Raw genomic sequence first — 24,811 nt, 5'->3', positions numbered from 1 at the left:
GCTGCTGCGGGCCTGGACCACGTGTCCGATGAACAGGTCGTACACCAGTGCGCCCACGACCGCGCCGATGAGCGGGCCGGCTATTGGGATCCAGAAGTAGAAGCTGAACCACTCGTGATTGCCGGGGAAAGCGATGTCTCCCCACCCGGTGATGAAAGTCCAGATCCGAGGGCCGAGGTCACGTGCGGGGTTGATGGCGTAGCCGGCGTTGGTGCCGAAGGAGAGACCGATGACCGTGACCACCATGCCGATCATGAACGGCCCCATGTTGGCGCTGGGTGCGCTGTTGCGGGTGTCGATCAGTGCGAACACCAGCAGAACCAGGATCGCGGTGCCGACTATCTGGTCCAGCAATGGCCCCCACCATCCTCCACCGAAGTACTCGGCGGGGAAGGTGGCAAAGATGGCGAAGGTGTCCAGCGATTCCGAGCGGGTCACGCCGTTCGTGGCGTTGAAGGCGTTGATCGCCGGGTAGTAGACGGCGTACACCACGGCGGCGGCAGCGAAAGCGCCGACGAGCTGGGAAGCCCAGTAGGGCACCACTTTGTACCACGGGAACGATCGGCGAAGGGCGAAGGCGAGAGTCACCGCCGGGTTGATGTGGGCTCCGCTGATGCCGCCGGCGACGTAGATGCCGAACACCACTGCGAAACCCCAGCCGAATGCGATGATGAGCCAGTTTCCCGGACCGAACGGGTCTTCCTGGCGTCCTGATCCGGGCAGCCCTGCGACCGCGACCGCGACCGATGCACAGCCCAGCAGTATCAGGACGAAAGTCCCGAGGAACTCGGCCAGCATTTCCCCGCCGAGGCCTTCTCGGTAGCCGGGGCGGCGTTGGGTGTGCTCAGCCATCGGTCCTCCTATTGGCAGAGACGTTTGGACGAGACTGAGTGCGCCGATTGAGAAGTGACTTGGTTTACACCGGAAGTGTAGAACTCGTTGAAGCTTTCTGGCGAATTCAGAGCTTGCGAAAACAGGAAGTTCGGAGATGTGCGTTCAGTCCACAGTAGTGGACCAGTAGCGGTGGAATATTCCTCAAGTGCAGATGCGTGGTGCCGGGCAGTTGCCCGGCACCACGAAGTAGGTCAGATTGGGTGCGGTCGCGCTGATCGCCAGTGGCGGAGGCTGGTTCAGCCCACGGTGGAGGCCAGCACCAGCAGACCGATGGCGATGATCGCCGCGACAACGGTTAGCAGCAGGCTCGACATCTTGTTCATGCGCCCACTTTCCACTGTGCTGCGTGCAACGCGTGGGCAGCCTTGCGTTGCCGGGGTTCGCTGAGCTGGCCTGTTTCCGTTCCTCGTCCCGCAAGGACGAGGGGATGAGAGCTACATCGCAGGGCCGGACCCCACAACTGAGGGGGTGGTCAGAGCAATCCCGACCGGGTCGCCTTGGTGATGAGTTCGATGCGATTGCGAGCGTTGAGCTTGCGCATCGCGTTGCGCAAGTACCCGGTCACGGTGTGCCGGGTGATGCCCAGCTGTTCAGCGATTTCCGGATTGGTCCGTCCAGCCGCCACGTGGCGGAGCACGTCGTACTCCCGCTGGGTCAGGCCGGTTCGGTAAAGCCGGGACCGCATTCGCGGGCTGTCCTTTCCGATGCGCGGATCGAAAATCCTGACCCCTTGCACAGCTTGGTGGATCGCGCTCGCCAAGTCGGTGCTCCCGGCGTCCTTGAGCAGGCAGCCGTCCACGCCGGCATCCAGGGCGGCTTGCAGCGCCGCGTGGTCCCGATAAGCGGTGAACACCACGAGCCGAGCCTGCGGTGCGGCCAGCCGCAGAGGAGCGATCACCTCGCTGGCCATCTGGTCCGGCAGCCGCAGGTCCAGCAGCACGACATCGGGCTGTTCAGCCCGGGCGACAGCCAGCGCTTCCGAGCAGCTGGACGCGCTTCCCACCACGGTGATGGCCGGATCGTCGCGAAGCAGCAGCCGTACGCCATCCAGCACGACGGGATGGTCGTCAACGACCATCACGCGGATTTCCCCGCTCATGCGACCGGCATCCAGACACGCACGGTAATACCCCCGTCCTCATTGGTCACCACTGAAAAAGTCCCACCCACCGCTTCCACCCGGTCGCGCATGGTCTGCATACCTATCCCGCTCGCAGCTGTGCTCTCCCCCCAGCCGGTGCCGTCGTCCGCCACGGAAACGGCGATGCCGCCGTCCATCGGCAGCAAGCTCACCAGCACTGAATCGGCATTGGCGTGTTTCTCCACGTTGAGCAACGCCTCGCGCACGACCGCGATGATCGCTTTGGCGCGGTGCTCATCGCATTCCGGAAGCGCACCGATTTCCAGCGTTTGCGCTTCCACCCCGGTGCGCCGTTGGAACTCGGCGCAGTCGTTCGACAGAGTTGCGGTCAAAGACTGGCTGGGCTCCTGCTGGTTGAGCGCCTGGACCGACTCCCGGAACGCCGACGCGGTTTGGGCGAGCTGCTTCTCCAACCGCAGCAGCCGGTCCACCAGCTCGGTGTGCCCGTGAGCCGCGGTGGTGCGCAAGTCGCGCAACTCGGCGCCGATCCGGAACAGCTGGGCCCCCACCGAGTCGTGCAGCGCGGCGGCGATCCTGCGGCGCTCGGCCCTGGTGGCGGCCTCCCGCTGCCGTCGCGCGGTGGCAGCGGTCTGCAGCGCGATGGCGCCGTCGTCGGCGATGCGGGTGGCGGTGTCCAACACCCGATCGCTGATCTCCCGGGCCTCGCGCAGCGCGGCGTAGACGACGCCGTAGGTCTGCCCGCCACGCACCATCGGCACGGCCAGCATGGTCTTGATCCCATCAGCTGAAATCGCGTTGTCGAAGTCGTGCGTGATCAGCGGGGAACTCCGGTAGTCCAGGACCCACACCGGGTGCGTCTTGGCGTAGGCGAGCCCACCGAGCCCCAACCCCATGGGCACGTGCAGATCGTGCAGACCGGTGGCCCGAGTGCCGTCCCACTGCCGGAGCACCAGCAGGCGCTCCGCTTCGATCGGGCCGGCCAGACCGATGTGCGCGCCACAGCCCTCCCGCATCATCCTCGCCAGGTCGCGCAGCGCAGCGGTGGTGTCCAGCAGGTGCAGAACGCGGGTGTGCTCGCTGAGCAACTCGGTCAGCTGACTACCCCGCTCGACAGCTCGTTCAGCGCTGGCATTCGTCCGGAAGTCGGGGACCTTGTCTACTCTGCTCATCGCACAACCAGCCGGACAGCACCGCAGACCGGACGGTGCAACGACGGTGGACAGCAGCCGGTCGGGCTGCCGGAAGATGATGTTACGCAGCCGGTCGTCGAAGTAACCTGGTCGGGTCGTCTAGATCACTACTGTCGGTCAACGCAGCTCGCGCACGATCAACCCCGGCCTCACCTTGGGGTCGAACCAGGTCGACTTGGGCGGCAGCAGCATGTTCGCATCGGACACCGCCATGATCTGTTCGATGGTGGGCGGGTGCGGTTCCAGGCTCAACACCCGCTCGTCGATCTGCTCCCGACCCGCCGGAACCGGGACCGCTTTGTCGGCGATGCCCGGTATCACCCGCTCCTGCAACAGCACCGCGTCCAGAGCGCTCCGGGGATCACCACGCGTACCGCGCAGCCACAACCGGTAGTTCCGGTTGTCGAGCCCGATCAACACGGACCGGGGAGCGGTGAACCGGTCGGTGGTGGCTTCCAGCCAGGCCGTGACCGGCAGCGCCGCCAAAGCGGTGAGCACTTCGGAATCGGAGACCCCCGGCTGGATCCGCAGCAGTCGGCGGTACCCGCGCACCCTCAGCTCGTCGCTGGGGAAGAGCACGGCCATGGTGAACGCGCTCGGGTGGTCCGGGCCCAGCTGCCTTCGCCGCTCGGCGTAGCGCACGGCGGTGGCCATCCGGTGGTGCCCGTCGGCGATGTAGAGCGACTCCAGCTGGCTCGCTTCCCGCTGCACGGCCTCGGACAGCAGCGGGTCCGCGCTGACCCACACCGTGTGCACCGAGCCATCGGCGAAGGAGCGCTGCAGCCGGGGAGGTCCCGCGGTCACCTCCTGCAGCAGGGAGCGCAGGGCGGTGCGCGGAGCATGCGCCAGCATGACCGGCATCCGCTCTACTCCGGTGGTCTCGGTGAACAGCAGCAGTCGACGCTCCCGGTCGGCGGCCGTCGCTTCGTGCGGCTTGATCCGGCCGGCCCGGTAGTACTCCACGGGGACTTCCAGCACCACCCCGGTCTGCTGGTGAGGGCCGCAACTCACCCGGTACACCACCGCGGTGGGAGGAGTGACGCGTTCGTAGTGGCCGAGCAGCGAGCCCAACCGCTGCGGAGGGAGCCCCGGGGACTCCAGCGCCCCGTCCTGCCCGGTGTTGATCAGAACCCGCGGCAGTCGCAGCTCCGTCCTACGGCCTTCTCCCACCGCAGGCCGCGCTCCCAGGCCTTTCATGGCGTTTCAACGGGGATCAACTCGCGAGTTCCCAGAACCTCCTGGTTGACGCAGTGCAACACCGTCCCTTCGGGGAAAGCGTCGATCATCCGGACCACTTCGGCAGCGATCGCGTGCTGCGCCTGCTCCGTCGACGCTCCTATGTGGTGGGTTCCGTAGACGTTGGGGTGCGTTGCCAACCGGGAACTCATCCGCCCCCTGCCGGACTCCGGTTCGCCGGCGAAGACGTCCAGTCCAACCCGCACGTCTTTGGTGTCCATGGCTTCGACGAGGGCGTCCTCGTCGATCAAATCGCTGCGCGCGGTGTTGAGGATGATCGTGCCGGGCTGGACCTCGGCCAGCAGTCGTCGGTCGAGCAGGTGCCGGGTTTCCGCCGCGGCCGGCAGGTGCAAGGACAGCACGTCGCAACCGCGGACCAGGGCAGGCAGGTCCGGGACGTAGTCGATGCCGATTTCCGCAGCCCGTTGCAGCACTTCCGAAGATCGACCCGGTTTGGCCACCGCGCGCACCTCGGCGCCGAACGCGGCCGCGCGTTCGGCGAAGGCCAATCCGATCTGCCCCAGACCGATGACGCCGATCCGACGCCCGCAGATGCCGCGGGCGTGCGAGTACTTCTTCTTGTTCCACCAGCCGGCCCGCAAGTCGGCCACCGCGTCCGCGATCTGGCGATCGATGCACAACAGCAGACCGAAAGCGAGTTCGGCGACCGCGATCGCGTTCTTGCCCGGCACGTTGCAGACGGCTATCCCGTTGCGGGAGGCGGCAGCGCAGTCGATGGTGTTGGTGCCCGAACCAGCTCGGATGACCAGGCGCAGCGAATCCGCGCTGTCCAGCACCTCGGCAGGCACCCGAGTGCTGCGCACCACCAGCGCGGTGCAGTCGGCCAGGTGTTCCGCGAGTTCGCCAGAAGTCAAGTCCGGCTCGTAAACGCAGTGGTGACCGCGGTCGGCCAGCTGCTGCAGGTGCGGTTGCGGAAAAGCATCGGCAAGAAGGATTCGCATCGGCCACTCCTCAGCTGACGGTTGGCCGGCACAAGGCCGGCGGTTGCCCCGCCGGTCGCTGTTGGCGCAATGGTGACTGGCCGGCATACCGCCGTCAACACGCCGCCGATGCTGCTCAACTCATCCAGCTACCGGCCCCGACCAGCTGTTTCGGCTCCTCCGAGCGGCTGCGGGGGCCCGGTGCCGGGTGGTTGCCGCGAAGGTGGTTCACTCCTCCGGCTGGTGCGGTGCGGTGCCGGTGGTCGCCATCGAGCCAGCAGCTGCCACCAGCACTCCGCAGGAGAACCAGAGGGCCCCGGCGGCGCCGAGGACACCGGCGAACGCTCCGGCAGCGGCCGGCATGGCGATCTGGCCGATCCGGTTGGCCCACAGCCGCACGGCCAGAGCCGCGCCTCTGGCCGTGTCCGGAACCGACTTCACCACCGCGGTCATGGTGAGCGGCTGGCCGATCCCGAGCAGGAACCCCCCGAGCCCCAGGGCTGCCGCCATCAGCACCGGGCCGCTGACCGGGAGGGACGTGATGGCCAAGGACAACCCGGCGCCGAGCGAGCTGGTGATGATCAACGCCTTGCGGGACCAGCGGGCCGTCATCCAGGCCAGGGACAACCGGGAGAGCAGGGAAGTCGCTGCGCGCACCGCCAGCAGCAAGCCGGTCAGCGCCGGAGGAATGCCTCGTTCGTGGGCGATCAGCGGCAGGTAGGCGGTGAGGATGTCCACCGCCGCCAGCAGCGCCAGACTGCTGAACAGGCCCGGCAACATGCCCGGGCGGCGCAGCATCGCCCGCACCCCGGGGGCGGGACCGCCCGTACCGGTCTTGCCGCCGCTCGTCCCGGTGCGGCGCAGCAGCAGCGCGGTGGGGATCGCGGCGCAGCAGATCAGTGCCGCGACGTGCAGGGCGTTCGCGGTGGCGGCGGTCAACCGCTCGGTGGGCTGTTCCTCCAGCAGCAGGCCCACCAGCAATGGGCCGAGCAGCTGGCCGCCCGAAGTCGCGGCGGTGAACAGGCCGAAATTGCGGTCGAGATCGCGGTCCCTCCCCAGGGAAGCGGTGAAGCCCTGCCCGCCCAGCATGAACGCGATGTGCCCGAACCCCAGGACGGCGCTGGAGGCGCCCAGCGCCGGCAAGGACGACGACACCCCCAGCAGGGCAGCCCCGGTGGCCAGCAGGAAGGTTCCGCCGAGCAGCACGGCGACGGTGCGCCCGGTGCGGTCGGTGTAGCGGCCCAGCGGCAGCGCCACCACCAAGGAGAGCAAGGCGTAGGCGGACGTGATCAGACCGACGGCCAGCGCGTCCCCGCCCAGCGCGATGACCCGGTAGGAGATCAGCGGCCTGGCCAGGTGCAGCGAAGTCTGGGTGGCGAGAACGGACAGCAGCAGCAAGGCGAGCGGCCCGGCTGTCCGGCGATTGCCTACCGGCATGGCGGTGCACCGTCGAGCGCTGACCGAACCCCGTGCACGAAGCTGAACGCTGCCAACCCGCTCCTTCCGATCTCCTCACCGCACTCTAAAGCGTTCACATCGTGGGCCTCGGGGTGCTGGCCGCCGAGCGGGAACCAGAAGAACGGGGATCTTCCGCGCGACCGGGATATCTTGGACATCGCGGCACCGTTTAATCCGCCCCTGCTGCGGGAATCTTGCGGACAGCGGCGACCGGTGTGAGGAGATGCCGACGCCGCACACCGCGCAGCAGAAGGGCGACCTGGTCGACGTGCTGGTCACCGGCCACCGAGAGGCGGAACGGGTTTCCGGGACTACGAGCGCGGCGGGCTGACCGCCGAGCAGCGGAGGGATTTGGTGGACCACATCATCGTCGAGCTCGTGCGGCACTCCGTTGCCGAAGAGCAGCACCTGTACCCGGTCGCCCGGGAAGAGCTCCCCGACGGAGCTGAACTGGCCGACCACGAGATCGCAGAACACGCCGAGGCCGAACGGTTGGTGGAACAGCTCGAACCCCTCGGTCCCGAGGCCCCGGAATTCGATCGGCTCATCCGCGAGCTCATCGCCGACATCCGGCACCACATCTCCGACGAGGAGCAAGACCCGTTCCCCAAGCTGCAGCGGGCGTGCGACACCAACCAGCTGCTGGACCTGGGGAACAAGATCGAGATGGCCGGGCAGGTCGCTCCCACCCGTCCGCACCCGGCTGCCCCGGGCCACCCACCGGCGAACCTGCCGCTGGACCCGGGGGCTGCATGATCGACCGGCTGCGGGACGCGCTCACCGGCCGTGCGCGCTGACCGAGCACGCGCTGAAAGGGGAAACCATGCCAGCACGCGACGAACTGCCCTCCACACTGCGGCGATCTCCCAAGGGGGCCCAAGAAACCTGGCTCAAGGCGCACGACAGCGCGGTCCGGACCTACGGGGAAGGCCGGCGCGCCCATCAGACCGCGTACTCGGCGCTGAAGCACGACTACGAGAAGGTCGGTGACCGCTGGATGCCGAAGCAGCGCCGCGGGCCCTCCGACGAGCAAGCCGAAGGCGGGGCGGGGCAACGGCAGCGGTCGACCGCCGGTGGAGTGGACGTCAACGCCAGCAAGCGGCATCTGTACGAGCGGGCCCGCGAGCTCGGCGTCCGCGGCCGGTCTTCGATGACCAAGAGCGAACTCGCCGAGGCGTTGCAGAAGGAGAGCGCTTCGCGGACCCGCAAAGCGCGGAAGCGCTGAACTAGCCGCGCTTGGTGAACAACTCGTAGGACCAGGCGGTGACCACGCCATAGCCCAGGTGCGGGATGAGGTCCATGAGCCAGGAACTCACCGGCCACTGCCGCGGGTCCGTGATGCCCGCAGCGGTCATCGGCAGCGTGGTGCCCACGTTCGCGATGGCCCCGGCCACTGCTCCCATCACCAGCAGGTTTTGCCGGGGCCACCGGGCGCGCATGGCCCCGTAGACCACCCCGGTCGCCAAGCCGGAAGCGATGCCCAGCAAAGCCCCCACCCCGGAACGCCGGTTCGCCGCCTCCTGCTCGCCGAAGTCGTCCAGCGATCTGCCGAGGAGTTCTTCGGCTTTCTCCACCGTCTGTTCGGGCGTGGTGCTGGCCGGTCGTCCCCGCAACGCCATGTCCAGATAGGTCAGCGCGTTCAACGCCGTCGTCCCAGCAGCGCCAGCAGCCAGCCCGCGCAGCAAATGAACCATGGGAACCTCCTCCGCACAGGTGCTGGTGCCCCCGCAGGACGACCCCCAGCACGGTTCACCGAGCGGCCCGCCGCAGGGCGGACCACGCCAAACCGATTTCCCCGGGGGTGGTCGAGCCGAAACGCGCCAGCCGTTTGCCCGGCACGTCGAACGGCAAGCCGGTGATGAGACGAAGAAGCCGTTCCCGGGAGAACGACATGGCGCAGCCACCGCGACCGGGTCGGAAGACGCGGAGCAGCCCCCGAGCGGTGATCCGCACGACACCGGTTGCGACGAAGGAGCCGGTGACCGGATCGGCCCGGAAGAACCCGCTCCAGAAGAACCCGAGCAGCCTCCGCAAAACCCACCGCGCCCTCGCCACCTGCCGGCCGACATGCCACCCGAGGACGAGTGAGCGCTCGCGGTGCGGTGATCGACGGTCCCCCCGGGATGGCGTTTCGGTTCACCCCGCGGCGGGCAATCAAGAACTGCAAACCGATTCACGAGGAGCGTGTCGCGATGAACCAGAGGCGGGCCAGTGCAGTGGACATGGTGCACCGGGTAGGGGCAGGCATCCTGGGGATCGGACTGCTGGTTTTCGCGATCACAGGTTTGAGCCGGGGAGTCTCCTGGATCGGTAGCGAAGGCCAGCAGGTGCTGGGGCTGTCCACCAACGGGGCGCTGTCCGTCATTTCCATCGTCGCCGCCGTGCTGCTGATCGCAGCCGCGCTGTGGGGCGGCACGGTCTCCTCCACCTCGGCCATCGCATTCGGGGGTTTGTTCCTGCTTTCCGGATTGGTCCACCTCGGTCTGATCAACACCTCGTGGAACCCCCTGGCGTTCCGCCTGTCCAATGTGCTGTTCAGCCTGGTGGTCGGACTGGTCTTGCTCTTCTTGGGGATGTACGGGCGGGTGTCCGGCGGCCTGCCCCCGGACAACCCGTACCGGCGGAGGCACCCCATCCGGAAGCAGCGGCCTGAGCCGGACGAACAGCTGGCGGCAGGTAGTCGAGCCGAGCTCGACGAGGAGGACCAGCGGCTGACCCAGGCCGAGATGGCGATGGGGGAGGGCACCGCGACTCCCGAGCAGGAGGCCGAAGTCCGGCTGGACCAGCAACGCCGCCGAGAAGCCGAACGCGAACGAGCCTACCGGAATTGGCAGCGCAGAGGAGCCACCAGCTGAAGGGGCGGCTTAGCCGGTCACCGGGAGGAACACGAGGCGCTCACCCAGCAGAAACGCGCTGAACCAGGACGATGGTGGGGTGGAAACCGGTAGCCCTGTGTTCGCCATCGCGGTTCCGGCTGCTGTGGTCGGAGCTGCGAGCTTCGGCATGGCCAGCGTGGTCCAGCAGCGAGCGACCAAGCAGGTGCCGCAGCTCAGCGCCATCAACCCGCGGCTGCTCTTCGTCCTGGTGAAGCGCCCGGCATGGGTGCTCAGCGTGGTCACCGTGGTGGGTGGGCTGTCGCTGCAGATCGTGGCCCTGGCCTTCGGGCCGCTGCTGCTGGTCCAGCCGCTGCTGCTGACCAGTCTGCTGTTCGCGGCGGTGTTCTCCGCGTGGTTGTCCCGGCAGCCCGCCGATCGGATCCTGCTGACCGGGGTGGTGTGCTGCGCCGCGGGGCTGTCGTTGTTCCTCGGGTTCGCCCGCCCCGGCGGGGCCAAGGACTTCACCATCGGCCGGGAGGGCGTCGGGCTGGTTCTCCTGCTCGGCGGGATCGTGCTGGTGTGCCTGTTCGCCGCGTTCAGGCTCAGCGGCGAGATCAGGGCGCTGGCGCTGGCGCTGGCCACCGGGGTGCTTTACGGCATCACCGCGGCGATGATGAAAGCGGTGGCCGGCCAAATCCGGTTCGGCGGAATAGCGGAGCCGTTCCAGCACTGGCCGCTGTACGTCGTCTGCCTGATCGGTCCCGCCGGCTTCCTGCTCAGCCAGAACGCTTTCCAAGGAGGGGCTTTCCTCTCACCTGCCTTGAGCATCGTCACCATCACCGACCCGCTGGTCAGCGTTGCGGCCGGGGTGACCTGGTTCGGCGAGCACGTCGCCACCACACCCGGTGCACTGGCCGGGGAAGTCCTCGGGGCGTTGGTCCTGGTCATGGGAGTGGTCGTGCTGGCCCGGCGCAGTGAACGGCTCCGGCGGGAGGAGGAGCAGACCGGAAGAAGAACAACTGGTGGTTAATCACTGGCATAACCACACCCCGAACGGGGAATCCTGAGGGATCACCCCGTAGAGGAAGGAGGCACGATGGGAATCCTGAGCTGGATCCTCTTCGGCCTTATCGCTGGAGCGGTCGCCAAACTCATCCTCCCCGGTAAAGACCCGGGCGGGATCATCGTCACCATCCTGATCGGAATTGCCGGAGGGTTGCTCGGAGGCTGGGTGAGCAGCGCATTGGGGGCTGGAGGCGGTGTCACCGGATTCAACTTGATGAGCTTCATCTGGGCCATCGTCGGCTCGCTGGTGCTGTTGCTCATCTACCGGATGATCTTCCACCGCTCTCCGGCCGGCAGGTGATCCCTGCTGAGCAGACCGTTCCCTTGTCGGCGTCCGCAGGTGCCGGCAAGGGAACTCCTCGTTCCACCGGTCATCGGGGAGGCCCGGTGCTCAGCAGCACCGCGACGTTGAGCAGGGCCACCAGCACGATCGCCCGGAACGCCGCCCGGGAACCGGGGCGGCGGCTGAGCAGGAACCCGGTCCCCACCACACCGGCCGACACCGGTAGCAATTGCCAGCGCACCTCGGGGGCGGTCAACAGCACCCCGGTGGCCGCCAGCACCAGCGCAGCGGCCGCCACCAGCGCACCGGTGGTTCCCAGCCGGTGCGGCAGCCCGCGAACCCCGGTGGCCCGGTCGTCAGCGAGGTCCGGTTGCGCGTTCGCGAAGTGCGCGCCCGCCCCCAGCAGCGCGGCGGCCGCGGCGAGCCAAGCAGGTGGGAACCGGTCGGCCGCAGCGAGCGTGATGAACACCGGGAGCAGGCCGAACGACACCACGTACGGCAGCACCGACAGCGCGGTGCCCTTCACCCCCAGGTCGTAGGCCCACGCCGATCCCAACGCCAGCAGATGAGCACCGGCGGCAGCAGGACCGAACGGCAGGGAGAGCACCACCGCCCCCACCCCGGAGAGCGCGGTCGCCGCCCAGATCACGCGCCGGGGAACAGCGCCTGCCGCAACCGGTTTGCCCGCTCGGTGCACCGCAGCGTCCCGCTCGGCGTCGACCAGATCGTTGAGCCAACCCACCGACAGCTGGCCGGCGAAAACCGCGGCAGCCAGAACCGCCGCCGCACCCGGTGCGGCCCCACTGGTGACACCCAGACCGGCGGCCATCGCGGTGACCGCGACGGCCGGGAAGGGGTGCGAAGCACGGGCCAGTGCCCACCCCACCTCCGCAACATGCCGCACGGAGCCGAGTGTGCCAGCCTTTGGTCTGGAGCACTTCCCGGTTGGCACGCACGGTGCACCGAACTGGCGCGCACCCGCTGCCGAGGGCGCGGTCACCGGTGAAAATCGCGGCACGTCGTCGGTTTCGCAGCGGCGGGTACGCGGTCTGCTGGGAAGCTGGCCCGCAGCTGAAACGGAGGTGACAGCCGTTGCCGGTCCACTCGCTCACCGATCCGGTCACCCCGGACGCTGCTCGACGGGCAGTGCGCGCCCTGGTTCCACGCATCGCCGACCGGGCCCAGGAATACGACCGCACAGGGGATTTTCCCGTCGCCGACTTCGACGATCTGCGGGCGCGAGGGCTGCTCGGCCTCATGGTCCCGGTCGATCTTGGCGGCTGCGGCGCCACTTTCAGCGACTACACCGAGATAGCGATGGAGTTGGCCGAAGGTTCCGGATCCACCGCCTTGATCTTCAACATGCACGCTTCGGTGACCGGAGCCCTGGCCCAGCTCTCCGAAGAGGTGCTGAGCGCTTTCGGGGCGAGAAGGGAATTCTTCGACGAGCGCGACCGGCTCCTGGCCGAAGCCGCCACCGGGGCGTTGTACGCGGTGGCCATGAGCGAACGCGGTTCCGGTTCCCGACTGTCCAAAACCACCACCAGCTATCGGCGGACCGCGAGGGGTTTCCGGATCACGGGGAGCAAGACCTTCGTTTCCGGAGCGGAACACGCCGACGCTTTCCTGGTGACCGCGCGGGAAGCGGACGCGGTCGAACCGAACATCTCGTACTTCCTGGTGCCCGCGGGACCGGGAGCGCGGGTCGAGCGGACGTGGGACGCGATGGGGATGCGGGCCACCGCCAGCCACGACGTCCACTTCGACGTCGAGATCGACGGCAGCGGACTGCTCGGTGGAGTCGAGGGGGTGACGCTCCCGCTCGTGCAGCTGATGCCGCAGTGGGTGGTGTCGTCCTACGCGGCGGTCTACGTCGGCGTCGCCCGTTCGGCGCTGCAGGCGGCCGGCGCGCACCTGAAGGAGCGCGGACTGAGCGGGCTCGCGGGTGCACGGGCCCGGCTGGGGCGGGCCGACGCGGCCGTTGCCGGAGCGGAAGCAGTCGTCCGAGAAGCCGCCCGTCGAGTCACCGACCACCCCGGTGAACCGGAGACGAACCGGTGGGTGTGGCGGGCCAAACTGGTCGCCGGGGACACCGCTGCCGAAGTCGCGTCGACCGCGCTGGAAGCGGCGGGCGCCTCCGCCACCCGACGCGGGCATCCGCTGGAGCGCATCTACCGGGACGCGCGGTGCGGGGCGCTGCAGCCAGCCACTTCGGACGTCTGCGCCGACTGGCTCGGGACCGCGGTGCTCAACGGCGATCCCGACCACGACAGCGAGCTGCCGCGCTGGTGAACGCGGTGCTGACCGGATTCGGGACGGCGTTTCCAGACGCCGTCGAGCAGAACGTGCTGTGGGCGGATTTCTTCCGCGATCACTTCAACGGAAGTCGGCTCGCCGAACGGATCTTCGCCAGCGCTAGCGCGCACCGCCGTCACACCGTGGCGAACCCGGTGAAGGAGGACCTGACGGAGTGGTCCACCGGGGAGCGGATGCGGCGCTACGCCGCGGAAGCGCCCCCGCTGGGACAGCGCGCGGTGGCGGACGCCCTGGCGCAGGCGGGGATCGCGGCGTCCGAGGTGGGGCTGCTGGTCGTCGTTTCCTGCACCGGCTACAGCACGCCCGGCCTGGACATCAAGTTGCTGGAGGCGTTCGACTTCCAACCGGACACCAAGCGCCTGCTCGTCGGGCACATGGGCTGCTACGCGGCGCTCCCGGCACTGGACAGCGCCGCGGCCTTCGTGATGGCCCAGCACCGGCCGGCCGTGCTGGTGTGCGTCGAACTGACCTCCTTGCACATCCAACCGCCCACCAGCGATCCGGAGCAGATCGTGTCGCACGCGCTGTTCGGGGACGCGGCGGCCGCGGTGGTGCTCCAACCGCGGCCCGCCCCCGGCAGCGGGCTCGTGGTGGTGGACATCGCCTCGGTCACCGACCCGAGCACCAGCGACCACATGACCTGGGACATCACCGACCTGGGATTCCGGATGGGCCTGTCCCGCGCGGTGCCGGACGTTCTCGCCCGCCACCTGGAGCCGGCGGTGGACCGGCTGCTGCTCGGCAACGGTCTGCGGCGCGAGGACGTCGCAGCGTGGGCGGTGCACCCCGGCGGGCCGCGCATTCTGCGCACCGTGGAGGAGGCGCTGCAGCTTCCCCCCGAAGCCCTGCAGGCGTCCCGGCAGGTGTTGGCCGACTGCGGCAACTGCTCGTCCGCGACCGTGCTGCTGGTGCTGGAGAGGCTGCTGCGCGAAGGTGGTCTACGAGCTGGGCAGCACGTGCTCGGGCTCGCTTTCGGTCCCGGATTGACCCTGTACGCGGCCTTGCTGCGCTGCGCCGACGAGTCCGGCGGTTGAGCCGGGAGCTACCTGCGCTGCCCCGGGTACCACCACCCGGGTGGCGGAAGTCGTCCAGGGTCTCGGCCCGGCGCCGGTTTCCGGGCGTCCTCGCTGGCCGCCCTGACCACCTCGCTGCGGGAAACGATGCCGACCAACCGGCCGGCGTCGAACACCAGAACCCGCCCCGCTGCGGCCCTCTCCAGCCGGGGCAGCAGGGCGTTGAGCGGTTCGTCCGGTTGGGCCTGCGGCACGTCGCTGCTCGGCCAGCACACCGAGGCGAGCCTGGTGGTCGCCAAGGACTCCGGCGGAAGTGCCCGCACCTTGGCCGGCGCCAACAGGCCGCGCACCTCTCCCGCTGGCCCGGTGAGCACCACCGGCTGGTCCCGGAGCGCGTACGGGCTCTCCCGCAGGAACTGGGCGGCGGACTGGGCGTCCTCGGCCACCGGGACGTGCGGTGACATCACGTCTCGCACCTGCACCTTCGCCAGGCGCGCAGCAGCCCGGGCCTGCTTTTCCTCCGCACCAGCAACACCGCTGAGGAACCAGCCCAGCAGCACCCACCACACGCCTTCGGCGCCCTGCATCACCAGGCGGACGATGCCCGCGGCGATGAGCAGGAAACCGAAGGCTCGCCCGGCCCGCGCCGACCACACGGCCGCCTGGTGCTGGTCGCCACGCCAACGCCACAGGATCGAGCGCAGCACCCGGCCACCGTCCAGCGGGGCCGCGGGGAGCAGGTTGAAGACCGCGAGGACCAGGTTGAGCACTGCCAAGTACGCCGGAACCGCCACCAGCAGCGGACCTGCCCCCAGGCTCGCCAACCCCCAGCCGCTCAGGCCGAAGACGAGCGCGAGCACCGCGCTGGCCACCGGTCCGACCACCGCTATCCGCAAATCCGCGCCCGGGGTGCGGGCCTCTTCCCGGAGCCTGGCCACCCCGCCCAGCAGCCACAGGGTGATCCCGTCCACGCCGATGTGGTTCCTCCTGGCCACCACGGCGTGGGCGATCTCGTGGCCCAGCAGCGAGACCAGCAGCAGCACAGCACTGGTCAGGCCCGCCAGGGCGTAGGCGAACCCCGGCTGTCCGGGGAACAGGGCCGGGAGCTGGAAACCACCCACCCCGATGGCCACCAGCAGCACGATCCCCACCGCGCTCCAGTGCAAGCCCACCCGGACACCGGCGATCCTGCCCAGCGGAACCGTGTCTTTCATCGTCTACTGCGCAGCCGCCTTCCAGAGCAGAACGCAACAGCGGGTCGCCCCACGACCCGGACCGGGCCACCACGCCGTTGCACGGCGATCCCCCCGCCCGGCAACCGATCAACCGGGGGTGGTCATCCGGGAGCGGAGCTCACCGATGAACTCCGGGTCGCTCCGATGGACGTTCTCCAGGTCGATGTCGTGCGGCAGAGCGGTACCGGGCACCTGCTGCAACAGGTACTTGAGGGATTCGGCGATCAGCCGCTTCTCGTCCAGATCGGTGCTGGGCAGGTTCTCGTCCAAGAACCCTTCCGGGAAGGTGATGCGGTGCTCGGTGGCTGCGCCGCCCTCGGACACCTCGGCCGCGAACTCGCGGTCACCGAGCTTCAATACCTTCACGTCCTCGCTCATGTCGACCTCCTCGGACCAGTGGTTACCCGTCGTGGCCGGGGCCTCAATCCAGGGCATCCCGGAACGGGACCCGGCAGCACGTGTGCAACCCGGAGCGGCCCGGGTACTCGGTGGCCATCGCTGCTTCAGGTATTTCGGAGGGCTCCATGCGGCACGACGCTTTCATCGGGCAGGTCCAAGACCGGGCTCAACTGGCCAGCAGGGGAGAGGCCGAAGGGGCGACCCGGGCCACCTTGGAAACACTGGGGGAACGGATCCCCGAACAACTGGCGGACAACCTGGCCGACCAGCTACCCCGGGAAATCGGTGAGAACCTGCGCCGCACCGAAGTGGAAGGCGGTTCCGGAACTGGGGAGCGGTTCGACCGGGAGGAGTTCATCCACCGGGTCAGCGTCCGGTCGGGGTTTCCCGAACAGCAAGCGGACAAAGCGTCCCGAGTGGTCTTCGAGGTGCTCGAGGAGGCCACCCAGGGAAGCATGATGGACAAGGTCCGGGAAACGCTCACCGATGACCTCCGGGAGCTGATCAACACCCCGCGCAAGCCGAGCCAGTAGCGGTCACAGGTCGAGCGGGCAGAAGTGAGCCGCATGCATGAAGAGTTGAACGAGCAGATCCGCCAGCACACCGGCGGCGCGCGGGACCTCTCGGACGCCGTGCACGGATACCTGCGGGAAGTCGTCGCGGACGCCTCGGTGCTCGGGATCGGCCTGGAGCACGCCCGGGTCTACCCGGCCGAGGCGAAGATCGAGATCGAACTGGTCGGAGTGCCCGGCCTGCAGGTGTCCTGGGAACCCCGATCGGGGTGGTACTACCAGACCCAGCAGGCCGGGACCTACTACCGGGTCAGCCGGGAAGCGGACGCCGCCTCCCGCGTTCCCGATGCGGAAACGGTGGCCGCCTGGCTGCAGCTCATCGACTCGGGTGAGCTGCAGGGGCACGACGACCGCCCCGATCCGCTGGATCCCCAGGACCAAGCCCTGGTCGAGCGGTTGGCGACCATCGGGGCGGGGCAGGACCCCTACACCCCTGGTTGAGCGATCAGACGTGATCGCGCGGGATCACCCGGCTCCAGTTCCGGCTGTAGACCCGCTCCTCGCCCTCGTAGGCGTCCAGCTCGGCGTGCAGGTGGAAGTCGGTCGGCGTGGAGGTGAGCGTGGTCCGGCTGACGGTGCGCACGGTCCAGTCCCCCCTGGTGAAGCGCATGGTCCACTCGATGTTCCCGCGCACGCTCTGGAAGTCGTCGTCCACCCAGCTGTAGCGCTCGTAGGCACGTCTGCCGACGTCGAGGTCGATCTCCTCGAACCGGACCACGCCGAGGTCCTTGACCACCTCCAACGCCGAGGAGTAGTCGGCCAGGTCCCGGGACACCACCCACCGCTGCTCCCCGGGGATGAGCTGCTCGGTGGACAGCGGCGGAGTGCCCTCCGGCTCGCCGAACACCGGTGTGGGGAGTTCCGCGGAGGGCTGCCGGGAACGCACCGGGAGGATGAGCGCGCTCGACTCGGGGTGGACGGTCAGCCGCACCGGTTCCGGGGGCGGCCAGGCCAACGGCCAGTACGAAGTGGACAGGGAGAGCCGGATGCGGTTCCCCACCGGGAACGCTTGGGCGACCCCGTTGAGCTGGATCTGCACCCGGTACTGCTGACCGGGACGCAGCAGCTCCGGATCCTCGTGGCTGTTCCGGTGGGTGAGGTTCAGCAGCCCGTAGGTGACCCGGGTGGCCCGGCCGTCGGGTGAAACATCGGACAGCCGGGCGGCGACCAGGGCAACCGGCCGGTTCACCTCCAAGGTCAACTCCACCACGGGCGCCCCAAGGATCTCGCAGCGCTCCTCGAGCGGTTCGGTGTCGAACACCATCGAACCGCCGTCCTCCTCCCGCTGGTCGTAGGGAAGGTCGGGCGGAGCGTTGTAGGAGCACCACTTGCCGGCGAACTTCCCCACCGACAAAGGGGATTCCACGGTGAGCGGGCGGGACGCGGTCTCCTGCCCAGGAGCACCGATCACGTGCTGGCCCAAGGGGTACCGAACGGTCTTGACGTTGGGGGAGGGCCATCTCGGTTCACCCACCCACCGGCCGGGGCGTTCGGTGTAGGAAGTCGAGGGCGGCACGCTCTCCTGCATCCAGGTGTAGAGGACCGGGCCGTCCAGCACGCCGTTGTTGATGTCCTTGAGCCAGCGGTCCCACCAGCGCACCAACTCCTGGAGGAACCCGATGGCCGGACCGGGTTGCCCGATGTGCGGGTACTTGTGCGACCACGGCCCCACCAAGCCCTTGCGGGGCACCCGCAGGTGCCGCATCAACCGGAAGACGGCGTTGGAGTAGCCGTCGGCCCAACCGCTGGCTGCGAGCACGGGACAGCCGACGTCGTTGTAGTCCTCGCAGACCGACCCGTGCTTCCAGTACTCGTCCCGCCGCTGGTGGTACAACCACTTCTCGAGCCACAGGCCGCTCTTGGCCAGCCGCTCGTGCCACATCTCCCGCCACCGGTCCCCGACGATCGCCGGGTCCGGTGGGCTCGAGTTGTACGCGAACATGGTGGACGCCCAGGACAGGTTGTCGCTGAGCAAGCAGCCACCCATGTAGTGCACATCGTCGCTGTAGCGGTCGTCGCTGAAGCTGACTATCGCCACGGCTGACAGGCTCGGCGGGCGCCGCGCCGCCAACTGGAGCGCGTTGAAGCCACCCCAGGAGATGCCCATCATCCCGGTCCGCCCGGTGCACCACGGCTGCTCGGCCAGCCAAGCCAGCACGTCCTCGGCGTCTTCCAGCTCCTGCTCGAGGTATTCGTCGGCGAGCACGCCCTCCGAGTCACCGCTGCCGCGCAGATCGGCTCGCACGCACGCATATCCGTGACCGGCCATGTAGGGGTGGTGGATGGAGTCGCGCCGGGCGGTGAGATCCCGCTTCCGGTAGGGGATGAATTCCAGGATGCCCGGCACCGGCTCGGTGTCGGAGGAAACCGGCCGCCAGATCCGCGCGGCCAACCGGGTGCCATCCCGCACCGGGATCCACACGTGCTCCTCTTCCTTGACCTCGTGGGGCAGGGAAGTAACGATCCGCATTCGCTGGTCACCTACTTGATCTCGAACGGCAGCAGCTCACGGCATTTCTGGTACTTGGTCCGCAGCTGCTCCTGGTCGGGAGCGCCCAGGTAGATGGCGGCGAGCTCGTAGCTGTAGCTGTCCTGCGCGGGCAATTCGGACAGCCGCCGGTCCCGCTCGGCGATGATGTCCACCACCGCGCTGGGCACTTCTTCCTGCACCCGCTGCACGTCCTCGGCGCTGGGCACGCGTTCGGCGACACCGTCGGAAAAAGTACGCCAGAACCACTTCGCAGCGCTGCGGTGCTCACCTCGCTGCCGCGGCATGTGCGGGTCTTCTCCGAGCGCCACCCGCACCACGCAGTGGTGGTTGGGCACCCCGTCGACGTAGGTGAACAGCGGTGCGTGCGACTGCGAGATCCGCGGGTTGATCTCCAGGATGTTGATCCGGTCCCGCTCGCCGTCCCAGAAGAACTCGATGTTGAAGGCCGAGTTGTCCAGACCGATCTGCTTGATCACCCGGCAGCTGACGTCGGTGACCCGTTGGACGATCTCCCCGGGCAGCTGCGTCGGGTACTGGTACCGCAGGAAGCTCGGGGTGTCCGGGTAGCAGATCGAATCGATGATCCCGTAGACGTGCGGTCGGCCGCGGTAGCTGTAGCCTTCAGCGGTGATCTGCTGACCGCTGACCTGTTCTTCGGCCAGGCAAGCCGAGCCACCCGCGGCCGCCACTTCTGCGGGCACCTCCGCTTGGTCCAGGAAGTGGTCGAAGGCTTCTCCGATGTACTCCATGCCGGTGCGGATCTCCTGCGCGGCCTGGTGGAACTGCTCCGCGCTGCTGATCTTGTAGGCGAACGCGGAGGAGTACGACTTCACCGGTTTGAGCCAGTACGGGTAGTTCAACCGCGGTGGTTCCGGATCGTTCTCCAGGGACACCAGCTCGAACGGAGGAAAGGACAGGGCCACCTTGCGCTGCTCGATCCGGCTCCAGTACTTGTGCTCGCACTTGAGCACAGCTTCCAGGCTCGGCCCGGGGAGCCCGTATTCCCGGCACAGCACCGGCACCATGGAGCTGACCGGGAAGTCCCAATACCCGACGATCGCGTCGATGGTGCTGTCGAACGAGTTCAACTCGTCCCGGGCCCGGTCCAGCAGTTCACCCACCGGAGCCTCGACGTACATCAGCTCTTCCCGGGTCAGCAGCCGGTGGAACCGCAGCGAACTGGCGTTCGGCAAGTTCTGCATCAGAGCCAGGTTGCGGTCGTCGAGCCCCAGGACGAAGACGTTGCGCGTCTGATCTGCCACTTGAACTGGCTACCCGGCACGTGGTGCGGTCATGCCCCGCACGGTGCGGAGCAGCAGGATGCGGAGAGCTGACCGCCGGCCCCCGCACCACCGGTTCCAGCCTGCTCGACGGCGCGCACCGCCCGCAGGGGTAATGCGGTCTTGTGACTCCGGTGGCTTTCCTGCGCGAAAAGCCCAGACTCGATAGCTGCTGGGCGCGAACGAGCACCGGCGGGGGAAGGCCACCGGAACGGAGAGCGGCGCGATGTCCAAACAGGTGTTGGTGGCCGGGGTTGGCAACGTCTTCCTCGGTGATGACGGCTTCGGGGTCGAGGTGGTGAACCGGCTGCTGGACCAGTCGCTGCCGGACTGGGTGCAGGTGACTGACTACGGCATCCGCGGTGTGCACCTGGCCTACGAACTGCTGGAGGACTACCAGGTGCTGATCATCGTCGACGCCCTGCCGCGCGGAGGCGCACCCGGCACGCTCTACGTCGTCGAACCCGATCTGGACGAGGACTTCTCGAACCCGCAACCGACAGCTGCGCTGGACGGGCACGGCATGAACCCCGAAGCGGTGCTCGGCCTGTGCAAGACCCTCGGGGCGAGGGTCTCGCGGGCTCTGGTGGTCGGCTGCGAACCGGAGGACTGCTCTCCGGGAATGCGGCTGAGCGAGCCGGTGGCCGCCGCTGTGGCCCCGGCCGTCGACGTGGTCCGCGATCTCTTGGCCGACGTGCACGGGTCGTTGGTGGCGGCCCGCAGCGACGAGAGCGGGATGCGGCGCTCCGATCGGCGACTTAAAGTGACCGCCCCGGCGTGCCCTGGCAGTCAACGTCCGCACGCCCCGGATCCAGGCCGAGGTGACACGTGAATCCCACCGAACCAGTGCGGTTGCGCGAAGGCATGAGAGTCCGCTTGAACCCGCGGCAGCGCGCCGACATCTTCGATCTGGCGTTGGCGGGCCGCACCGCGGAAGTGGAGCGGGTCGAGCACCGAACGGACGGGCGCACCTGTGCCGTGGTGCGGTTGGAGAGCGACCAGGCCTTCGACATGGGACCGATGGGCCAGCTCGGGCACCGGTTCTTCTTCAGCAGCGAGGAGCTCGAGGTCCTCGACGCCGATCCACCGGCTGGTCGCGTCCTGGTGGCCAGCGTGTGTCCCCCTGAGCTGTCCGCTGTCGAGCAGTTCGGACGTCGGGTGATCGATCGTCTGCAAACCGAACAACTGCCGGTTCAGTTCGCCGATTTCAGCATCCGCGTGTCGGACTTCTGCAAAGTGGTGGTCGACTTCGACAGGGCCGTCGTGGTCCTCCCGGACGGGCAGGTGAGTTCCGGGAAGTCCTTGAGCGTGCTGCACGCTCGTCCGGATGAAATCGGCTGGGAGAGCACCTTCGGGACACGTCTGCCCGCGAGGACTGATCCGATCCGGTGCAAGTCGTTGTCCTTGGTGCGCTTCGCCGGGAACAGCGCGGAAGAACCGGAGGACGTCATCGTCGTGGCAGAAGCGCTCAAGTCCGCAGTGGAGGGTCCGGTCGAGTCGGATCGATCGGCTGTTGATCAATTTGTGGGTGATTAACAGCGGGCATAGCGTGAGCTCGCCGAAGCCACGTCCAGGAAAGGTCCTGCGGATGCGATGCTCTGATGAGGACGCTGTGCGCGATTTGGACACCTTCCTCCAGCAGCGCGAAGCGGTGTTGCTGGAGGACGAAGCCGAGAAGATCGTGAACGCCTGTCACGCCATGGCGGTGCGGTTCCACCGGGGCGGCAAGCTCGTGGTCTTCGGCAACGGCGGAACCAGCACTGACGCCCAACACGTCGCGGTGGAATTCGTCCACCCGGTGATCGTGGGCAAGAGGGCGTTGCCGGCCATCTCGTTGACCAACGACATAGCCACGCTCACCGGTGTGGCCGCCGGGGTCGGCATGGACGAGGTGTTCGCCCACCAGATCCACCACCTCGCCGATCCGGTGGACATCGCGCTGGGCATCTCCTCGGACGGGGAGTGCGAGAACGTGCTGCGCGGACTGCAGGTGAGCCGGCAGCTGGGATTGCTGACCATCGCGCTCACCGGTGGTAGCGGGGGGAAGATCGCTTCCGCGGAACTCGACCACGTGCTCAACGTCCGCTCCAGCGACCCGCGCGTGGTCAAGGAAATGCACGTCACGACGTACCACGTGCTGTGGGAGTTGGTGCACGTCTTCTTCGAGCAACCGTCCTGCCTCGAATCGGAAGTGGTCAAGTGAGAAGCGGTGACTGCGCTGGGGAATCCTGCACGACGTGCTCCGACGAAGCGGTCGAGGCCAAGATCGTGCGCACCTCGTCGGACGACTTGGCAGTGGTGGAAACCGAGTCGGGGCAGGAGGAGGTCAGCATCGCGTTGGTGGCCGCCGGACCGGGGGACACCGTACTGGTGCACGCGGGAGAGGCGATCGCTGTTGTGGAGGAGCATTCGATGACAGAACCCGTTGGCGGCGGTGCAGCTCCTGCTTCGGCAGGAGAGGAGTTCTCCCTGACCAGCTTGTACCCGTTCCTGGACGCCGGGCCGAATCGAACGCAGGCGGTGTTCGCCGAAGTCCGGCGGTCGACGGTCGACAAGGTGCGGGAGGTCGCCGAACTGCGGGCCAAGGTGCTGCAGAACTACCGCGAACAGCTCGTCGAGTGCTCGCGGCTGATGGCGGAGCGGTTCGCCGCCGGAGGTCGACTGCTCACCTTCGGCAACGGTGGCAGCTCGACGGACGCCCAGGAGCTGGCGAGCCTCTTCCTCAACCCCGGCCCGGGGCAGCGCGCGTTGCCCTCGATCGGGTTGGCGAGCGACATGGCGGTCGTCACCGCGTTGACCAACGACGTCGGATTCGACGTGGTCTTCGCTCGCCAGATAGCCGCGTTCGGCCGTCCGGTCGACATCGCCGTCGGGATGTCCACCAGTGGCAATTCGTCGAATCTGCTGCGGGCTTTCGAGCAGGCTGCGCAGAACGGGATGTTGACCGTTGGGATAGCCGGCGACCGGGGCGGGAAGATGGCCGAATTGAACAGCATCGATTACCTGTTCGTCGTGCCGTCCTCGTCGGTGCACCGCATCCAGGAAGCGCAGACCACGCTCTACCACGCGCTGTGGGAGATGACCGTGCTGGCTCTGGAGCGCACGAGTGGGAACGGGGTCGGGTAGATGTGTCTGGCAATTCCGGGTGAGATCGTCGAGGTTTCGTCCGATCGGGACGACATCGCCAAGGTGGACGTCAGCGGGGTGCGGCGGAACATCAACATCGGCTTGCTGGGCGAACCACCGGCGGTCGGGGAGTGGGGGCTCATCCACGTCGGTTTTGCACTGTCCAAAATAGATGAAGAAGAAGCCAAGGCGGTGCTGGACTTCCTCAGCAACGTGGGGCAGGCGTATGACGACGAGCTCGATGCGCTGCAGGAATCGAGCATAGACTGAAGGACCTCCTATGCGTTTCGTCGACGAGTACCGGGATGCGGCCAAGGCTCGGGCGCTGGCCGCTGAGATCAGCCGTCTGTGCGACCCGGGTCGGGAGTACAAGTTCATGGAAGTGTGCGGAGGTCACACGCACACCATTTACAAGCACGGCATCGAGGACTACTTGCCGGAGAACGTCTCACTGGTGCACGGTCCGGGGTGCCCGGTGTGCGTGATCCCGATGGGGAGGGTGGACGACGCCATTCACATAGCCCGACAGCCGGGCGTGCTGATGACCTCCTTCGGCGACATGATGCGAGTTCCCGGCAGCAACGGCTCCTTCTTCGACTCCAATGCGGAGGGGACCAACATCCGCATGGTCTACTCGCCGCTCGACGCGCTGCGGATCGCCCGGCAGAACCCCGACCTGGACGTCGTCTTCTTGGCCATCGGTTTCGAGACCACTGCGCCGTCGACCGCGATGACCCTGCTGCGCGCGGCCCAGGAAGACCTGGACAACTTCTCCGTGTTCTGCAACCACGTGACGATCATCCCGGCCATCAAAGCCATCTTGGACTCGCCGGACCAGCGCCTGGACGGTTTCCTCGGTCCAGTCCACGTATCCACTGTGATCGGATGTCGACCGTACGAGTTCATCGCCGACCAGTACCGGAAGCCGCTGGTCGTGTCCGGGTTCGAGCCGCTGGACATCCTGCAGTCGGTCTACATGCTGCTGCGGCAAATCCGGGAAGGCCGGTCAGAGGTGGAGAACCAGTACAGCAGAGTGGTCCCGCAAGAGGGGAATGCGAACGCTCTGCGCGCGATCAGCCGCACGATGGAACTGCGCCCGTACTTCGAGTGGCGGGGGCTGGGGTTCATCTCCCACTCCGCGCTGCGGCTGCGCGACGAATACGCCAAGTTCGACGCGGAGAAGCGGTTCGACCTGCCCGGGGTCCGGGTGGCGGATCCCAAGTCCTGCCAGTGCGGAGAAGTGCTCAAGGGCGTGCTCAAACCGTGGGAGTGCAAGGTGTTCGGCACCGCGTGCACCCCGGAAACACCCATTGGAACCTGCATGGTCTCACCGGAAGGCGCGTGCGCTGCCTACTTCAACTACGGCAGGTTCAACCGGCAGCGCGTCAAGGAGG

General features: G+C 67.8%; 28 protein-coding genes and 1 pseudogene. 16 read left to right on the top strand and 13 right to left on the bottom strand.

The features are described 5' to 3' along the window. The 6 genes from SREC43747_RS0115170 to SREC43747_RS0115140 all read right to left on the bottom strand — a co-directional run. Positions 1-852, bottom strand: an 852-nt coding sequence (locus SREC43747_RS0115170; RefSeq protein WP_037332175.1) for an MIP/aquaporin family protein, incomplete at its 3' end; no start/stop codon positions are given. 514 nt (positions 853-1,366) lie between these two features. Next, the gene (locus SREC43747_RS0115160) at positions 1,367-1,972 is read right to left on the bottom strand and encodes a response regulator (protein WP_081722623.1); all 606 of its coding nucleotides are present in this window, start codon (positions 1,970-1,972) and stop codon (positions 1,367-1,369) included. A gap of 17 nt (positions 1,973-1,989) precedes the next feature. After that, complete coding sequence (locus SREC43747_RS0115155) at positions 1,990-3,165, bottom strand: GAF domain-containing sensor histidine kinase (RefSeq protein WP_029722152.1); 1,176 nt, start codon at positions 3,163-3,165, stop codon at positions 1,990-1,992. Between the two features lie 138 nt (positions 3,166-3,303). Beyond that, entirely contained in the window at positions 3,304-4,356 is a 1,053-nt protein-coding gene (locus SREC43747_RS0115150; RefSeq protein ID WP_051388061.1) for a DUF1015 family protein, read from the bottom strand. A 23-nt stretch (positions 4,357-4,379) separates the two neighbouring features. Beyond that, on the bottom strand, positions 4,380-5,384 hold the full coding sequence (locus tag SREC43747_RS0115145; RefSeq protein ID WP_029722150.1) for an NAD(P)-dependent oxidoreductase: 1,005 nt from the start codon (positions 5,382-5,384) through the stop codon (positions 4,380-4,382). A 207-nt stretch (positions 5,385-5,591) separates the two neighbouring features. After that, positions 5,592-6,800 carry an MFS transporter gene (locus SREC43747_RS0115140; RefSeq protein WP_051388060.1) on the bottom strand — a complete coding sequence of 403 codons (1,209 nt, stop codon included), beginning with the start codon at positions 6,798-6,800 and terminating at the stop codon, positions 5,592-5,594. 375 nt (positions 6,801-7,175) lie between these two features. On the opposite strand from SREC43747_RS0115140, the gene SREC43747_RS19890 reads away from it, so the two are divergent. Next, the gene (locus tag SREC43747_RS19890) at positions 7,176-7,577 is read left to right on the top strand and encodes a hemerythrin domain-containing protein (protein ID WP_306413794.1); all 402 of its coding nucleotides are present in this window, start codon (positions 7,176-7,178) and stop codon (positions 7,575-7,577) included. Between the two features lie 67 nt (positions 7,578-7,644). Continuing rightward, positions 7,645-8,046 carry a ChaB family protein gene (locus SREC43747_RS0115130; protein ID WP_029722147.1) on the top strand — a complete coding sequence of 134 codons (402 nt, stop codon included), beginning with the start codon at positions 7,645-7,647 and terminating at the stop codon, positions 8,044-8,046. 1 nt (position 8,047) lies between these two features. On the opposite strand, the gene SREC43747_RS0115125 is transcribed toward SREC43747_RS0115130, so the two are convergent. Together SREC43747_RS0115125 and SREC43747_RS21370 are read right to left on the bottom strand one after the other, a co-directional pair. Further along, positions 8,048-8,515, bottom strand: coding sequence for a hypothetical protein (locus SREC43747_RS0115125; RefSeq protein WP_029722146.1), 468 nt, complete (start codon positions 8,513-8,515; stop codon positions 8,048-8,050). Between the two features lie 55 nt (positions 8,516-8,570). After that, complete coding sequence (locus SREC43747_RS21370) at positions 8,571-8,855, bottom strand: hypothetical protein (protein WP_029722145.1); 285 nt, start codon at positions 8,853-8,855, stop codon at positions 8,571-8,573. A gap of 158 nt (positions 8,856-9,013) precedes the next feature. On the opposite strand from SREC43747_RS21370, the gene SREC43747_RS0115115 reads away from it, so the two are divergent. The 3 genes from SREC43747_RS0115115 to SREC43747_RS0115105 all read left to right on the top strand — a co-directional run bounded on the left by SREC43747_RS0115115 (position 9,014) and on the right by SREC43747_RS0115105 (position 11,003). Continuing rightward, positions 9,014-9,676 carry a DUF4383 domain-containing protein gene (locus SREC43747_RS0115115; RefSeq protein ID WP_160173009.1) on the top strand — a complete coding sequence of 221 codons (663 nt, stop codon included), beginning with the start codon at positions 9,014-9,016 and terminating at the stop codon, positions 9,674-9,676. 79 nt (positions 9,677-9,755) lie between these two features. Further along, the gene (locus tag SREC43747_RS0115110; protein ID WP_029722143.1) at positions 9,756-10,667 is read left to right on the top strand and encodes a DMT family transporter; all 912 of its coding nucleotides are present in this window, start codon (positions 9,756-9,758) and stop codon (positions 10,665-10,667) included. A gap of 66 nt (positions 10,668-10,733) precedes the next feature. Further along, a complete protein-coding gene (locus SREC43747_RS0115105) occupies positions 10,734-11,003 on the top strand; it encodes a GlsB/YeaQ/YmgE family stress response membrane protein (RefSeq protein ID WP_029722142.1) in 270 nt (89 codons plus the stop codon). 70 nt (positions 11,004-11,073) lie between these two features. On the opposite strand, the gene SREC43747_RS0115100 is transcribed toward SREC43747_RS0115105, so the two are convergent. Further along, the gene (locus SREC43747_RS0115100; protein ID WP_029722141.1) at positions 11,074-11,889 is read right to left on the bottom strand and encodes a UbiA family prenyltransferase; all 816 of its coding nucleotides are present in this window, start codon (positions 11,887-11,889) and stop codon (positions 11,074-11,076) included. A gap of 188 nt (positions 11,890-12,077) precedes the next feature. Here SREC43747_RS0115100 and SREC43747_RS0115095 point away from each other — a divergent pair, with 188 nt between their 5' ends. Together SREC43747_RS0115095 and SREC43747_RS0115090 are read left to right on the top strand one after the other, a co-directional pair. After that, positions 12,078-13,277: an acyl-CoA dehydrogenase family protein gene (locus tag SREC43747_RS0115095; RefSeq protein ID WP_037332169.1), complete on the top strand. Its 1,200-nt coding sequence runs from the start codon at positions 12,078-12,080 to the stop codon at positions 13,275-13,277. A gap of 5 nt (positions 13,278-13,282) precedes the next feature. Beyond that, positions 13,283-14,335, top strand: a complete 1,053-nt coding sequence (locus tag SREC43747_RS0115090) for a type III polyketide synthase (protein WP_306413793.1) — start codon at positions 13,283-13,285, stop codon at positions 14,333-14,335. An 8-nt stretch (positions 14,336-14,343) separates the two neighbouring features. Here SREC43747_RS0115090 and SREC43747_RS0115085 read toward each other — a convergent pair whose 3' ends face one another. Both SREC43747_RS0115085 and SREC43747_RS0115080 read right to left on the bottom strand, forming a co-directional pair. Then, entirely contained in the window at positions 14,344-15,528 is a 1,185-nt protein-coding gene (locus tag SREC43747_RS0115085; protein WP_029722138.1) for a site-2 protease family protein, read from the bottom strand. Positions 15,529-15,636: 108 nt separating this feature from the next. After that, positions 15,637-15,927 (bottom strand): hypothetical protein, encoded by a 291-nt coding sequence (locus tag SREC43747_RS0115080; RefSeq protein ID WP_029722137.1) that lies wholly within the window; start codon positions 15,925-15,927, stop codon positions 15,637-15,639. 146 nt (positions 15,928-16,073) lie between these two features. On the opposite strand from SREC43747_RS0115080, the gene SREC43747_RS0115075 reads away from it, so the two are divergent. Beyond that, the gene (locus tag SREC43747_RS0115075; protein ID WP_029722136.1) at positions 16,074-16,481 is read left to right on the top strand and encodes a DUF2267 domain-containing protein; all 408 of its coding nucleotides are present in this window, start codon (positions 16,074-16,076) and stop codon (positions 16,479-16,481) included. A 33-nt stretch (positions 16,482-16,514) separates the two neighbouring features. Beyond that, positions 16,515-16,961, top strand: a complete 447-nt coding sequence (locus SREC43747_RS0115070) for a DUF6292 family protein (RefSeq protein WP_029722135.1) — start codon at positions 16,515-16,517, stop codon at positions 16,959-16,961. 4 nt (positions 16,962-16,965) lie between these two features. Here the strand turns inward: SREC43747_RS0115070 and SREC43747_RS0115065 are convergent, their stop codons facing one another. Together SREC43747_RS0115065 and SREC43747_RS0115060 are read right to left on the bottom strand one after the other, a co-directional pair. Further along, entirely contained in the window at positions 16,966-18,990 is a 2,025-nt protein-coding gene (locus tag SREC43747_RS0115065) for a CocE/NonD family hydrolase (protein WP_029722134.1), read from the bottom strand. An 11-nt stretch (positions 18,991-19,001) separates the two neighbouring features. Next, positions 19,002-20,273 carry an ATP-grasp domain-containing protein gene (locus tag SREC43747_RS0115060; protein ID WP_029722133.1) on the bottom strand — a complete coding sequence of 424 codons (1,272 nt, stop codon included), beginning with the start codon at positions 20,271-20,273 and terminating at the stop codon, positions 19,002-19,004. Between the two features lie 244 nt (positions 20,274-20,517). On the opposite strand from SREC43747_RS0115060, the gene SREC43747_RS19885 reads away from it, so the two are divergent. From SREC43747_RS19885 to hypD, 7 genes and pseudogenes are all read left to right on the top strand, one after another. Then, entirely contained in the window at positions 20,518-21,123 is a 606-nt protein-coding gene (locus SREC43747_RS19885) for a hydrogenase maturation protease (protein WP_081722618.1), read from the top strand. Positions 21,124-21,155: 32 nt separating this feature from the next. Then, positions 21,156-21,827, top strand: a complete 672-nt coding sequence (locus SREC43747_RS20315) for a hypothetical protein (protein ID WP_152528428.1) — start codon at positions 21,156-21,158, stop codon at positions 21,825-21,827. Positions 21,828-21,879: 52 nt separating this feature from the next. Beyond that, positions 21,880-22,494: a D-sedoheptulose-7-phosphate isomerase gene (locus tag SREC43747_RS0115045; RefSeq protein WP_029722130.1), complete on the top strand. Its 615-nt coding sequence runs from the start codon at positions 21,880-21,882 to the stop codon at positions 22,492-22,494. Beyond that, positions 22,431-22,697: pseudogene (locus tag SREC43747_RS22175) on the top strand (HypC/HybG/HupF family hydrogenase formation chaperone); the annotation flags it as partial. The gene SREC43747_RS0115045 and the pseudogene SREC43747_RS22175, both read left to right, overlap by 64 nt. Positions 22,698-22,703: 6 nt before the next feature. Then, positions 22,704-23,417, top strand: a complete 714-nt coding sequence (locus SREC43747_RS0115040) for a D-sedoheptulose-7-phosphate isomerase (RefSeq protein WP_051388062.1) — start codon at positions 22,704-22,706, stop codon at positions 23,415-23,417. After that, the gene (locus SREC43747_RS0115035; protein WP_029722128.1) at positions 23,418-23,687 is read left to right on the top strand and encodes a HypC/HybG/HupF family hydrogenase formation chaperone; all 270 of its coding nucleotides are present in this window, start codon (positions 23,418-23,420) and stop codon (positions 23,685-23,687) included. A 10-nt stretch (positions 23,688-23,697) separates the two neighbouring features. Further along, positions 23,698-24,811, top strand: a 1,114-nt coding sequence (gene hypD, locus SREC43747_RS0115030; protein ID WP_029722127.1) for a hydrogenase formation protein HypD, incomplete at its 3' end; no start/stop codon positions are given.

Origin of the sequence: Saccharopolyspora rectivirgula DSM 43747 (genome assembly GCF_000497205.1) — a bacterium.
Classification (GTDB): domain Bacteria; phylum Actinomycetota; class Actinomycetes; order Mycobacteriales; family Pseudonocardiaceae; genus Saccharopolyspora; species Saccharopolyspora rectivirgula.
The sequence above is the reverse complement of the archived record's forward strand: the minus strand, read 5'-3'. Positions and strand labels throughout refer to the sequence as shown.

Bases quoted from the DNA above. Each gene is read 5' to 3' on its own strand.
- SREC43747_RS0115160 (WP_081722623.1), bottom strand. From the start codon at position 1,972: ATGGTCGTTGACGACCATCCCGTCGTGCTGGATGGCGTACGGCTGCTG.
- SREC43747_RS0115155 (WP_029722152.1), bottom strand. From the start codon at position 3,165: ATGAGCAGAGTAGACAAGGTCCCCGACTTCCGGACGAATGCCAGCGCT.
- SREC43747_RS0115145 (WP_029722150.1), bottom strand. From the start codon at position 5,384: ATGCGAATCCTTCTTGCCGATGCTTTTCCGCAACCGCACCTGCAGCAG.
- SREC43747_RS0115140 (WP_051388060.1), bottom strand. From the start codon at position 6,800: ATGCCGGTAGGCAATCGCCGGACAGCCGGGCCGCTCGCCTTGCTGCTG.
- SREC43747_RS0115130 (WP_029722147.1), top strand. From the start codon at position 7,645: ATGCCAGCACGCGACGAACTGCCCTCCACACTGCGGCGATCTCCCAAG.
- SREC43747_RS0115125 (WP_029722146.1), bottom strand. From the start codon at position 8,515: ATGGTTCATTTGCTGCGCGGGCTGGCTGCTGGCGCTGCTGGGACGACG.
- SREC43747_RS0115115 (WP_160173009.1), top strand. From the start codon at position 9,014: ATGAACCAGAGGCGGGCCAGTGCAGTGGACATGGTGCACCGGGTAGGG.
- SREC43747_RS0115105 (WP_029722142.1), top strand. From the start codon at position 10,734: ATGGGAATCCTGAGCTGGATCCTCTTCGGCCTTATCGCTGGAGCGGTC.
- SREC43747_RS0115085 (WP_029722138.1), bottom strand. From the start codon at position 15,528: ATGAAAGACACGGTTCCGCTGGGCAGGATCGCCGGTGTCCGGGTGGGC.
- SREC43747_RS0115080 (WP_029722137.1), bottom strand. From the start codon at position 15,927: ATGAGCGAGGACGTGAAGGTATTGAAGCTCGGTGACCGCGAGTTCGCG.
- SREC43747_RS0115075 (WP_029722136.1), top strand. From the start codon at position 16,074: ATGCGGCACGACGCTTTCATCGGGCAGGTCCAAGACCGGGCTCAACTG.
- SREC43747_RS0115070 (WP_029722135.1), top strand. From the start codon at position 16,515: ATGCATGAAGAGTTGAACGAGCAGATCCGCCAGCACACCGGCGGCGCG.
- SREC43747_RS0115065 (WP_029722134.1), bottom strand. From the start codon at position 18,990: ATGCGGATCGTTACTTCCCTGCCCCACGAGGTCAAGGAAGAGGAGCAC.
- SREC43747_RS19885 (WP_081722618.1), top strand. From the start codon at position 20,518: ATGTCCAAACAGGTGTTGGTGGCCGGGGTTGGCAACGTCTTCCTCGGT.
- SREC43747_RS20315 (WP_152528428.1), top strand. From the start codon at position 21,156: ATGAGAGTCCGCTTGAACCCGCGGCAGCGCGCCGACATCTTCGATCTG.
- SREC43747_RS0115045 (WP_029722130.1), top strand. From the start codon at position 21,880: ATGCGATGCTCTGATGAGGACGCTGTGCGCGATTTGGACACCTTCCTC.
- SREC43747_RS0115040 (WP_051388062.1), top strand. From the start codon at position 22,704: ATGACAGAACCCGTTGGCGGCGGTGCAGCTCCTGCTTCGGCAGGAGAG.
- SREC43747_RS0115035 (WP_029722128.1), top strand. From the start codon at position 23,418: ATGTGTCTGGCAATTCCGGGTGAGATCGTCGAGGTTTCGTCCGATCGG.